At 46.4% G+C, this 12,722-nt stretch carries 9 protein-coding genes; all 9 read right to left on the bottom strand.

Annotated elements, in window-relative coordinates:
• Nucleotides 1-19 precede the first annotated feature (19 nt).
• The gene (locus V7728_RS09175) at nucleotides 20-4,333 is read right to left on the bottom strand and encodes a PolC-type DNA polymerase III (RefSeq protein ID WP_012117566.1); all 4,314 of its coding nucleotides are present in this window, start codon (nucleotides 4,331-4,333) and stop codon (nucleotides 20-22) included.
• Between the two features lie 111 nt (nucleotides 4,334-4,444).
• A complete protein-coding gene (gene proS / locus V7728_RS09170; protein ID WP_003154202.1) occupies nucleotides 4,445-6,139 on the bottom strand; it encodes a proline--tRNA ligase in 1,695 nt (564 codons plus the stop codon).
• A gap of 31 nt (nucleotides 6,140-6,170) precedes the next feature.
• Nucleotides 6,171-7,439: an RIP metalloprotease RseP gene (gene rseP, locus V7728_RS09165; RefSeq protein ID WP_099566744.1), complete on the bottom strand. Its 1,269-nt coding sequence runs from the start codon at nucleotides 7,437-7,439 to the stop codon at nucleotides 6,171-6,173.
• Between the two features lie 6 nt (nucleotides 7,440-7,445).
• Nucleotides 7,446-8,597, bottom strand: coding sequence for a 1-deoxy-D-xylulose-5-phosphate reductoisomerase (gene dxr, locus V7728_RS09160; RefSeq protein ID WP_043021091.1), 1,152 nt, complete (start codon nucleotides 8,595-8,597; stop codon nucleotides 7,446-7,448).
• A 55-nt stretch (nucleotides 8,598-8,652) separates the two neighbouring features.
• Nucleotides 8,653-9,450 (bottom strand): phosphatidate cytidylyltransferase, encoded by a 798-nt coding sequence (locus tag V7728_RS09155; protein WP_007409796.1) that lies wholly within the window; start codon nucleotides 9,448-9,450, stop codon nucleotides 8,653-8,655.
• Nucleotides 9,451-9,453: 3 nt separating this feature from the next.
• A complete protein-coding gene (locus V7728_RS09150; protein WP_007611457.1) occupies nucleotides 9,454-10,236 on the bottom strand; it encodes an isoprenyl transferase in 783 nt (260 codons plus the stop codon).
• Nucleotides 10,237-10,361: 125 nt separating this feature from the next.
• Nucleotides 10,362-10,919 (bottom strand): ribosome recycling factor, encoded by a 558-nt coding sequence (gene frr / locus V7728_RS09145; RefSeq protein ID WP_003154212.1) that lies wholly within the window; start codon nucleotides 10,917-10,919, stop codon nucleotides 10,362-10,364.
• 2 nt (nucleotides 10,920-10,921) lie between these two features.
• Nucleotides 10,922-11,644 (bottom strand): UMP kinase, encoded by a 723-nt coding sequence (pyrH, locus tag V7728_RS09140; RefSeq protein WP_003154213.1) that lies wholly within the window; start codon nucleotides 11,642-11,644, stop codon nucleotides 10,922-10,924.
• 145 nt (nucleotides 11,645-11,789) lie between these two features.
• A complete protein-coding gene (tsf, locus tag V7728_RS09135) occupies nucleotides 11,790-12,671 on the bottom strand; it encodes a translation elongation factor Ts (RefSeq protein ID WP_007611455.1) in 882 nt (293 codons plus the stop codon).
• Between the last annotated feature and the right edge of the window lie 51 nt (nucleotides 12,672-12,722).

The raw sequence follows: 12,722 nt of genomic DNA, 5'->3' as shown, positions 1-12,722 counted from the left end.
CGGAGGCTGTGCACAAAGCTTAAAACAGAGACAGCTGATTTTGGTCCGGAAGCGACTCAAGACAGCCGTGACGGTCTAAATACTCTAAAATGGTTTTTGACACTTTTCCGCGTTTTTGAAGATCCTCTTTTGAAAGGAACTCCCCTTCCTTCCGCGCTTTCACAATATTGAGAGCGGCGTTGGTTCCGAGTCCCGGAATTGAGTTGAACGGCGGGATGAGACTGTTGCCGTCAATGATAAATTCCGAAGCGCTCGAACGGTATAGATCGACCTTCTGGAAGGAATAGCCGCGCTCACACATTTCAAGCGCAAGCTCTAACACGGTAAGGAGGTTTTTCTCCTTCGGCGAAGCATCAAGCCCTTTAGAGCTGATATCATCCATCACCGCTCTGATGGCAGTCGAGCCTTTAATCATTGTATCAATGTCAAAGTCATCTGCGCGGACGGTAAAATACGCAGCATAATATAAAAGCGCGTGATGCACTTTAAAGTATGCAATCCGCACCGCCATCAGCACGTATGCGGCGGCGTGGGCTTTCGGGAACATGTATTTGATTTTTTTGCATGAATCAATATACCAGTTCGGCACATTGTTCTTTTTCATTTCTTCTTCCCATTCCGGCGTCAGGCCTTTGCCTTTACGGACGAATTCCATGATTTTAAAGGCCAGTGAAGGCTCAAGGCCCTGATAGATCAAGTAAACCATAATGTCATCACGGCAGCCGATCACTTCGCTCAGTTCACACGTATTGTTGTGTATCAGTTCCTGCGCATTGCCGAGCCATACGTCCGTTCCGTGAGAAAGCCCGGAAATCTGGACAAGCTCGGAGAACGTCGTCGGCTTCGTATCCTCAAGCATCTGCCGCACAAATCGCGTCCCGAATTCAGGAATGCCGAGCGTCCCCGTTTTACAGCCGATCTGCTCTTCAGTAACGCCGAGCGATTCTGTGCCTTGGAAAATCTTCATAACTTCCGGATCATCTGTCGGAATCGTCTTCGGATCAATTCCACTTAAATCCTGGAGCATCCGGATGACGGTCGGATCATCGTGCCCCAATATATCAAGCTTCAGCAGGTTGTCATGAATGGAGTGGAAGTCAAAATGAGTCGTTTTCCATTCAGACCCCGTCGCATCTGCCGGGAATTGTATCGGTGAAAAATCGTAAATATCCATGTAATCCGGGACAACGATAATCCCCCCCGGGTGCTGGCCGGTCGTTCTCTTAACGCCGGTGCAGCCCTGCACCAGACGGTCGATCTCCGCGCCGCGCATGTGTAGGTTGTGGTCGCCCGCATAGCCTTTCACATATCCGTAAGCCGTCTTTTCCGCGACGGTGCCGATCGTTCCAGCGCGATACACGTTATCTTCACCGAACAATACTTTCGTGTAGTTATGGGCATGGGGCTGGTACTCACCTGAGAAGTTCAAGTCGATATCGGGTACTTTGTCACCTTTAAAGCCTAAGAACGTTTCAAACGGGATATCATGTCCGTCCTTTTTCAAAGGGGTGCCGCAAGACGGGCAGCTTTTATCCGGAAGGTCAAAACCGGAACCGACTGATCCGTCATTAAAGAATTCGGAATATCGGCAGCTCGGGCACACGTAGTGCGGAGCGAGCGGGTTCACTTCAGTGATTTCCGTTAAGGTCGCCACAAGCGATGAACCGACGGACCCCCGGGAGCCGACGAGATAACCGTCATCCAGAGACCGTTTTACAAGCTTATGAGAGATGAGATAAATAACGGCGAATCCATGACCGATGATACTTTTTAATTCTTTTTCTATTCTCGCTTCCACAATTTCGGGAAGCTCTTCACCGTAAATGCTTCTGGCGCGCTGATAGCTCATTTCACGGATTTCTTCATCGGCCCCGTCAATTTTCGGCGTGTACAGATCGTCTTTGATCGGTTTGATCTCATCGATCATCGAAGCGACTTTCTGCGTATTGTCAACCACGATTTCTTTCGCTTTTTCCGCACCGAGGAAGGAGAAAGCCTCCAGCATTTCATCTGTCGTTCTGAAGTGCACTTTAGGCAGTTCGTGTCTGTTTAACGGGTTGGCGCCGCCTTGGGAAGATATTAAGATCTTCCGGTAAATTTTATCCTCATCGTTTAAATAGTGGACATTTCCCGTAGCCACGACCGGCTTATTCAATTTTTCTCCGAGCTTCGTAATGTTGGCGATGATTTCTTTCAGCGCTTTTTCATCCCGGACGAGCTCAAGCTGCAGAAGGTGTCTGTATACTTCCGGCGGCTGCACTTCAAGATAATCATAGAAGGATGCGATATCTTCAACCTCTTCAGGAGATTTTTGCATCATGCCTTCAAAGACCTCACCCCTGTCACAGGCAGAGCCGATTAACAGACCTTCTCTGTATTTATTAAGCTGCGACCTCGGAATGCGCGGCACTCTGTAGAAATATTGAATATGAGAAATGGACACGAGCTTAAACAGATTTTTAAGGCCGGTCTCATTTACGGCAAGCAATGTAGCGTGATAAGGTCTTGATCTCTGATAAGCATTGGATTGTCCCATATTCTCATTCAGCTGATCATGATAAAAAATGTCTTTTTCAGCGGCATCTTTGAGCATTTTCAACAGCAGGTAGCCCGTTGCTTCAGCGTCAAAAACCGCTCGGTGATGCTGGGTTAATTCGATATCAAACTTCTTACATAACGTATTTAAGCGGTGATTTTTAAACTCAGGATACAGGAAACGCGCGAGTTCCAGCGTATCAATGACCGGATTTTTCGCTTTTTCCGTTTTCAAAAGACGCTTGTACGCCACATTTAAAAATCCCATATCAAAGCTGGCGTTATGAGCCACAAGCACGTCATCGCCGATCCATTCTTTAAAATCCCGGACGACGTCAACGACATCGGGAGCGTCGCGGACCATGTCGTCCGTAATCCCGGTAAGCTCTATCGTCGTTGCTGACAGCGGATGGTGCGGATTGGCAAACGCTTCGAATTTATCGATAATTTCTCCGCCTCTTATTTTGACTGCAGCAAGCTCAATGATGGTGTCATACACTGCGGACAGACCTGTCGTTTCAACGTCAAAGACAACGTATGTGTCTTCTTCCAGAAGACGGTGAGCTGGATTGTATGCGATCGGAACGCCGTCATCTACGATATTGGCTTCCATTCCGTAAATCATTTTAATGCCGTGTTTTTTCGCGGCGGAATAGGCATCCGGGAAAGACTGCACAACGGCATGATCAGTTAACGCAATCGCTTCATGTCCCCATTTTTTCGCCTGTTCGACAAGCTTTCCGATGCCCGTTACAGCATCCATTTGGCTCATCGGAGAATGCAGATGAAGCTCAACCCGTTTTTCGCCTTCAGGAGCGGTGTCTTCACGGGTTTTGGCTTTTATTTCATTCACGTCATTTGCAATCATGACGAGGTCTCTAACGAATGTATCGTTTTGAATGCTTCCCCGCGCCTTCACCCACATGCCTTTTTTCAGCGTTTTCATCAAAGCGGCGTCTTCTTTTTCTCTGGCGAACATTTTTACTAAAATGCTGTTTGTATAGTCCGTGATTTTGAAAATACAGAGCGTGCGTCCGCTTTTCAGCTCGCGTGTTTCAGCATCAAACACAAACCCCTGCACCGTAATTCTTCTTTCTTCATCCATGATGCTGTCAAGCGTCCGGATTTCTTCGTTCTCTTTAATTTGATAGCCGATGACAAGCGGTCCGGACGGTGCCTGATCCTCATCGCCCTCTTTTTCCTTCTTCTCCATCTCGATAAGCGCCTGCATCGCCCGCTCCTGATCTTCAGCAAGCTTTTGCTCGCGGAATTTCTGGACTTCTTGGTCAGATACGAAAATTTCGGTATCCAGCTGCAGTTCCGGAAAGCCGAATTGGCGGTAGCTGTGCTGAATCAGTGCGCTGTATTTATTTTTGAGCGCAGATGCTTCTGTATCTGTTTTTGTTTTCACGATCAGTTTGTTTCCCTTGAGCTTCGGCTTCTGCTGATTCAAAAGAGCCACCATCGGCGGCGAGGTTCCTTCAAGCTCTTCAATACAGCGTGTCCAATAATCCTGTACAAGCTCCTCTGTCACTGTAGGGTCGATGACCTGAACGGACGATGTGACACGGGCGATGTGAGCAAACGATTGTGTTAACCTCATCATGAATGAATCATATATTTGATACGGCAAAAGAGCCTTAAAGCGAAATTGGAAATGCCAGGCCTTTTCTGCTTTATGGATTGTCAGTTTATCAATCTCTCCGTCTTCAAAGTATGTCATGAAGGTATCATCTGTCATATTAAGCTGCTGCAGAAGAATCTGAAACTGTCTTCTGTTTACTGATAACTGTTCCATTCAGACAGTATCCCTCCCTTAAAACATCATAAGTGAAGGTACCTCCGCAGGTGATGAGGTACCTTCTTTTTTCTCTATTTTAACATGATTTTGTATGATTCGTTATGGTAATTACTTCGTCTTGATAAATTCAGAAAGCTCATCCACTGAAACTTCGGCAGATTCACCGGTTTTGCGGATTTTCACTTCTACGATGCCTTCGTCGGCACGTTTTCCGACAGTGATGCGGATCGGAAGGCCGATCAGATCAGAATCAGCAAATTTCACGCCTGCGCGTTCAGCGCGGTCATCGTATAATACCTCATAACCTTCCGCCTGGAATTTGCCGTAAAGCTGTTCAGCAAGCTCTTTTTGTGCTTCGTTTTTCATATTCAGCGCCAAAATATGAAGGTCATACGGAGCAACGCTTTTCGGCCAGATCAAGCCTTTTTCGTCGTGATGCTGTTCAGCGATGGCTGAAAGCGTTCTGGACACGCCGATTCCGTAACATCCCATCAGCATCGGCTGCGCACGCCCGTTTTCATCAAGGTATGTCGCATTCATCGCTTCAGAGTAACGCGTGCCTAGTTTAAAGACTTGTCCGACCTCAATCCCTTCAGCGAAACGGATCGTGCCTTTTCCGTCAGGTGACGGATCGCCTTCCTGAATGATTCGAAGATCGGCGTATGCTTTTACAGACGCGTCACGTTCGATGTTTACGTTTCGGTAATGACGGTCTTTTTCATTCGCGCCGCAAACGGCGTTTACCATTACTTTCACGGCTTGGTCGGCATAAATCTCAATGTCGCCGGCAGCGCCGATCGGCCCCGCAAATCCCGGCTCCGTGCCAAGTTTCTCGGCTACTTCTTCATGAGACGCAAGCTCAACCACTTCCGCGTTCAGAAGGTTTTTCACTTTCACGTCATTGACCTCATGATCGCCTCTTACTAACACGAGAACAAATCGGTCATCCGCTTTAAACAGCATTGATTTGATGCAGGCGCTCGGCTCGATCTGCAAGAACGAAGCGAGCTCTTCAATGCTTTTGACATTCGGCGTATCAATTTTCTCCAATGCCTCGGGTGTTTCATCTGACGGCTCGCTGTTCATGACAACTTCCGCCATTTCCGTATTGGCTGCGTAAGAGGATCCATCGGAATAAGCGATGGTATCTTCCCCTATTTCAGAAAGAGCCATAAATTCATGCGTGTCTTTTCCGCCCATCGCGCCCGAGTCGGCAATAACGGGACGGACGTTTAATTCACAGCGTGCGAAAATGCTGCTGTATGCGCCGTACATGTTTTGGTATGTTTCCTCCAGACTTTCTTCAGAAGCATGGAAAGAATACGCATCTTTCATGATGAATTCGCGTCCGCGCAATAAGCCGAAACGCGGGCGTTTTTCATCTCTGAATTTAGACTGGATCTGGTAAAGAGTGAGCGGCAGACGCTTATAAGATTTCACCTCATCGCGCACGAGAGAAGTAATGACTTCTTCATGTGTCGCGCCTAAAGCAAATTCACGGCCGTGGCGGTCTTTCAGACGCATTAATTCAGGGCCGTACGTATACCACCTGCCCGATTCCTGCCATGTTTCAGCCTGCTGAAGGGCCGGCATCAGCATTTCCACCGCGTTGATTTTTTCCATTTCTTCACGCACGATCTTCTGAATGTTTTGAATGACCCTGTAAGCCAGGGGCATGTAGCTGTAAACCCCGCTCGTATTTTGTCTGATAAATCCCGCTCTCAGCAGAAGCTTATGGCTTTTTGCTTCAGCATCAGCCGGCACTTCTCTCAGGGTCGGAATAAGCGTCAAACTTTGTCTCATGTCTTCGCACCTCTGATTTTTTACTAGTCAATTATAAGAATAAACGCTGGATATCGTTCCATGTGACAACCAGCATAAGAAGCATTAAGAAAGCTACGCCGATAAATACGACAAATGCTTCCTTGTCACGGTTTATCGGCTTGCCGCGGATTGCTTCAATGAATAAAAACAGCAGCCGCCCGCCGTCAAGCGCCGGTATCGGCAGCAGGTTGACAATTCCCAGGTTGATGCTTAAAAACGCCGCAAACTGGAATAGGTTGATAATACCGGTTTTTGCAACTTGATCCGTCATATCATAAATGCCGACAGGACCCGAAAGCATATCAAGCTTAAACTGGCCTGTCACAAGTTTGCTCAGATTGGTCAGAATCGCTTTTGTGACATCAACGGTAGATGTCGCGCCATAGGCGATCGCTGCAAGCGCGCCTTTTTCAGTCGGCGCATAAGAGCCGAAGCGGCCGATTGTTTTTTTATTTTCATCTTTTACAGCTTCAGGTGTAACCGAGATATGAAACGATTTGCCGTCCCGTTTGACGGCGACATCGATTTTTTTTCCGGGATTTTCTTTTACCGCTGTCACGATGTCTGTCCATGACCTCATTTTTTCACCGTTAATGCTCTGGATATAGTCGCCTTCTTTTAAACCGGCAGCCGCTGCGCGTCCATTGTCTGTCAGCTTCCCGAGCTCAGGCTGATTCGAAGGCACGCCTTGAATGAATCCAAGCATGACGAGAATGACATACGCTAAGATGAAGTTCATTATCGGACCGGCAGCAATCGCCTTAATCCGCTTCCATACGGGTTTAGACCCGAATTGTCGATTGTAAGGCGCAATCTGCACTTCTTCTCCGTCTACGATAAAAAAGGAGGTCTGACTGACAGTAAAGCCCGCCAGTTCATCTTCTTTCCCCTGCTCGTACCCGGTAATCTTCATTTCGTGCTCAAGATCAGCCGTCTCCACCTCGATCATTAAAGCGTCGGGATATTTTTCTTTTTGATTAATGATGACTTTTTCCACTTCGTCATCTTTATTAAAAAGAAGCCCGACGGTATAACCGGGTTTGACTTCGATCATCTCCGGGTCTTCACCGGCCATGCGGACGAACCCGCCGACCGGAAGGAGTCTGATCGTATACACGGTTTCATTCTTTTTAAATGAAAAGATTTTAGGGCCGAAGCCGATCGCAAATTCACGGCAAAGGATTCCCGCTCTTTGGGCGAGCAATAAATGCCCGAGCTCATGGAAAAAAACGAGCGTTCCGAAAATAATAATAAACGCGATAACTGTATTCACGAACATACCACCTTATGTGAGTATTGAATTAACGTATCCCCGGGTGTCTTTGTCCACTTCTTGGATATCCGCAAGACTCGGATCCTGAATTACGCTGTGGCGGTCCAATGCTTGTTCAATCAGGTCCTCAATCGATAAGAATGAAATCCGTCCGGCAAGAAAAGCGGCAACGGCTTCTTCGTTGGCCGCATTTAAAACCGTCGGCATCGTTCCTCCTATTTTACCTGATTCAAAGGCAAATTGTAAGCAGCGGAACCTTTCAAAGTCAGCTTTCGCAAAATGGAGGTTTCCGATCTCCCATAATTCAAGCCTTTTAGTTTCAGGCAGAGGCAGACGGTCCGGATATGTCAGCGCATATTGAATCGGCACCCTCATGTCCGGATTTCCGAGCTGGGCGATGACGCTTCTGTCGTGAAATTCAACCATCGAATGAATGATGCTCTCCTTATGTAATACAACGTCAATCTGTTCATACGGAATGTCAAACAGCCAATGCGCCTCAATGACTTCAAGTCCTTTATTCATCATTGTAGCCGAGTCAATCGTAATTTTTGCACCCATCGACCAGTTCGGGTGGTTAAGGGCGTCGGCAATCGTTACAGACTCAAGCTCCTGCCGTGTTTTATCTCTGAAACTGCCGCCGGATGCCGTAATGACCAGGCGCTCGATATTTTTGCTCTGTTCGCCTTGCAGCGCCTGAAAAATAGCGGAATGTTCGCTGTCGACCGGAAGAAGAGGAACACCGTATCGTTTTGCGTGTCCTTTCACTATATGCCCGGCAGTGACGAGAGTTTCCTTATTTGCAAGCGCAATTGTTTTTTTCTGTTCAATCGCTTTCAAAGTCGGGATTAAACCGACGCTTCCAAGCAGCGCATTGACCACGATATCCACTTCGTCCATGACTGCCGCTTCAATCAGGCCTTCTTCTCCGATGCCGATTTGACATTCATGAGAAAAAGACGCTTCTTTCACTTTTTGGTATGTATCCATGTCGCCGACTGCTACATATTTCGGCTGAAACGTTCTGATCAACGGGATCGCTTTCTCGGCGTTTTTACCGAAAGTCATCGAGACGAGACGGAACTGATCTTGATGCATGCGCAATACGTCTAACGTCTGCTCCCCTATTGATCCTGTTGCTCCTAAAAGACAAATATTCTTCAAAATGCCACTCCCATTCTATGCGTCCAGATCGGTCTTATTTTCATATTAGCCTTTCTCATGAAAAAAGCGCAAGCAGAAAGTATAAGAACGGCATGACAAACAAAAAGCTGTCAAATCGATCTAAAATGCCCCCGTGCCCGGGAAGGATTTTTCCCGAATCCTTCACATCATAGTGCCGCTTAAGCGCTGATTCAACCAAATCCCCGATCTGTCCGAATACAGACAGAACAAGCGTGATGACCAAAAGAACCGGGTATGAAATCGGAAGGTGCGCAAACAGCTGAAAAACAGCCGTAAAAATAAGGGCGATGACAATACCGCCGAGAAACCCTTCCACCGTTTTGTTGGGACTGATTTCGGGCCACAGCTTCCGCTTCCCGAGCGACTTTCCGACGAAATATGCGCCTGAGTCCGTTGACCATATGACAACGCAGGCATAAAAGATATACAAAAGCCCGTTTGTTTCAATGTTTCTGATTTCAATAAAATAATGAAAACACAGTCCGATATATACCGTCGCGAGAACGATAAACCCGACTTCGTCAAACGTAAAAGTGTTTTTCACGAGCACCGTATAGCTGAGCAGAATCAATACGGCGAAAATCGTTACTTCCATTTTCGCATCGAAAAAATGATACTTGTCCGGCATCATATACAGCCATAACAACAAGAGGCTGATCAGACCCGGAAAAGAAAAAAATCTGAGCTTTTTCATCCGCAAAAGCTCAAAAAGCGCTATACTTCCCATCACGTAAACAAATACGGTGAACGGCAATCCTCCGAAAATAACCAAAAATAAAAATAGTGCCGCTGCCAGAACACCCGTTAACAATCTTTGTTTCATTTCCACCATCCTCTAAATTCCGCCAAACCTCCGGCCCCGCTGTTGAAATTCTCCCACTGCCTGCAGAAAGTGATCTTCTTTAAAATCGGGCCACAGGACATCTGTAAAAACAAATTCACTGTAAGCCACCTGCCAAAGCATAAAGTTGCTCAATCTGATTTCTCCGCTCGTTCTGATGAGCAGCTCCGGGTCCTGGATTGATTCTGTCATTAAATGCCCGGAAAAGAGCGCTTCATCAATGTCTTCGATATTCAGCGTGCCGCTTTTCACCTGTTCGGCCAGTGCTTTTGCCGCATTGACGATTTCCGTGCGTCCGCCGTAGTTCAAAGCGAAATTGAGAATCAGCCCGTCATTTTGTTCTGTATCTTTTACGGCCTTCTCAATCGCCCTGTACGTATGAGAAGGGAGCGCGGATTCATCTCCGATAATTTTCACCTGTACATTTTCCTCTATTAATTCAGGAAGATACGTATTCAGGAACTCTTCCGGAAGCTTCATCAAAAAGTCGACTTCCATCTTCGGGCGCTTCCAGTTCTCCGTTGAAAACGCATAAAGAGTCAGAACTTTAACGCCGAGCTGACTTGCGAGCTTTGTCACCCTTTTTACCACTTTCATTCCTTCATGATGTCCTGCAATCCGAGGGAGTGAGCGCTTCTTCGCCCAGCGTCCGTTTCCGTCCATAATAATGGCAATGTGTGCGGGAATTTCACCCTTCAGTATGTCTTCTTTTGTATACCGTTCTAAGTTGGAAGCCGCATTCTGCTGATTCTTCCAATTTTTGAGTATGTTGAGCATGAGATTCCTCCGTCACCCAAAAAGGTTGCGTTGCTGATGATCAATGTAATCAACAGTATTAACAAAAAAACCCCCTGTAAACATGAGAGGGTCTTTTCACATTATCTATTGTACATAGTTTTTCATTAAACTTCCATGATTTCTTTTTCTTTGTCCTTCGTGACGCTGTCAATTTTTGACACATATTCATCTGTCAGCTTTTGAACGTCTTCACTGGAAGCACGAAGCTCGTCTTCTGTAATGTCTCCGTTTTTCTCAAGTTTTTTGAGGTCATCGTTGCTGTCACGGCGGACATTACGGACTGCTACTTTCGCTTCTTCCGCGTATTTTTTCACGACTTTGACAAGTTCTTTACGTCTTTCTTCCGTCAGAGCCGGGATCGCGATGCGGATAATTGTGCCGTCACTTGTCGGCGTTACGCCAAGATCAGCTTTCAGAATCGCTTTTTCAATATCGCCGATTGCCGTTTTGTCATACGGTGTGACAACAAGCATACGCGCTTCAGGCACATTGATGGAAGACAGCTGGTTTAAAGGTGTTTGGGCACCGTAGTATTCTACTGTCACTTTATCCAATAGAGATGGGTTGGCACGTCCTGCGCGGACTGACGCCAATTCGCGTGAATAAGCGGCAACCGCTTTTTCCATGCGTTCTTTTGTTTGTGTTAATACTTCGTTTGACAACGTTATTTCCCCCTTACGATCGTTCCGATAGATTCGCCGATTACGGCACGCTTAATATTTCCTTCTTCCATAATAGAAAAGACGATCAGCGGAATATCATTATCCATACATAGTGAAGAAGCCGTAGAATCCATGACTTCCAGCCCGTCTTTTAACACATCGAGATAAGATAATTTTTCGTATTTAACGGCTGACTCATCTTTTCTCGGATCAGCATTATACACACCGTCGACATTATTTTTCGCCATTAAGATCACGTCCGCTTCGATTTCAGCGGCACGCAGCGCTGCGGTTGTGTCCGTAGAGAAATAAGGGTTTCCTGTTCCCGCGGCAAAAATAACAACGCGTTTTTTCTCCAGGTGGCGGATGGCTTTTCTTCTGATGTAAGGCTCAGCGACCTGACGCATTTCAATTGATGTCTGCACTCTGGACTGAATTCCGAGCGTTTCCAGGCTGTCCTGCAGGGCAAGTGAGTTCATGACAGTAGCAAGCATGCCCATATAATCGGCCGTCGCACGGTCCATTCCTAAGTCACTGCCCGTTTTTCCGCGCCATAAGTTGCCGCCGCCTACGACTACGGCCACTTCGACGTCAAGCTCAGCGATTTCTTTTACCTGTTTAGCGATGGATTGGATGACAGTTGGATTAATGCCGTTTCCCTGCTCTCCTGCCAATGCTTCTCCGCTAAGCTTTAAAACGATACGATTGTATTTTGGTTTTTCCATAATAACCTCCAAGTGTAAACATTGCCGTTTCCTATTATGCAAGAGAAAAAAAGGTTTGTAAATATAGTTTTAAAAATAGGGAACACAAGTAGTGTCCCCTATACTGCCTGAAAAGCCGCGAAAGATTCGCCAAGGCTTTCCGCCATTATTTTTTCACTTGGTTCATAACTTCTTCAGCAAAGTTTTCTTGGCGTTTTTCAATACCTTCTCCAACTTCGTAGCGGACGTAAGTTTTAACAGATGCGTTTTTCGCAGCCACAACTTGTTTCACTTTTTCGTCTGGGTTTTTAACGAAAGCTTGGTCTAATAAGCAAATTTCTTCGAAGAATTTGTTCAGACGGCCTTCAACCATTTTAGCTACGATGTTTTCCGGTTTGCCTTCTTGAAGAGCTTGCTGAGTCAGAATCTGACGCTCATGGTTTGCTTCTTCTTCAGACACTTGGTCGCGGGAAATGTAACGAGGATTTACCGCTGCAACATGCATCGCGATGTCTTTTGCAAGATCTTCGTCAGTTGTTCCGCTAAGAACGGATAATACGCCGATGCGGCCTCCCATGTGAAGGTAAGCACCGAACGCTTCGCTGTCTTCTTTTGAAATAACAGCAAAACGGCGAAGAGTGATTTTCTCTCCGATTTTAGCAACGTTACTTGTGATGTATTCTTCAACAGTAGAACCGTTTTCCATCTTTTGACCCATTGCTTCTTCAAGATCAGCAGGAGCGTTTGCAAGAAGGTGGTCAGCAAGCGTGTTCAGAAGCTCTTTGAAGCCTTCGTTTTTCGCAACGAAATCAGTTTCAGAGTTTACTTCTAAGATAACGCCTTTGTTGCCGTCAGTTTTAATAAGAGTAGAACCTTCAGCAGCGATACGGTCAGCTTTTTTAGCTGCTTTCGCAATTCCTTTTTCTCTCAGAAGGTCGATTGCTTTGTCCATATCTCCGTCAGTTTCAGTCAATGCTTTTTTACAGTCCATCATACCAGCGCCTGTTTTTTGACGCAGTTCTTTTACCTGCTGTGCAGTAATAGCCATTTGAATTCCTCCTTATATGTGTAAACAAGATATGTATAGATACATTTTTCT

This window comes from Bacillus sp. JHAA (genome assembly GCF_036961585.1).
GTDB classification, from domain to species: domain Bacteria; phylum Bacillota; class Bacilli; order Bacillales; family Bacillaceae; genus Bacillus; species Bacillus velezensis.
The sequence above is the reverse complement of the archived record's forward strand: the minus strand, read 5'-3'. Positions and strand labels throughout refer to the sequence as shown.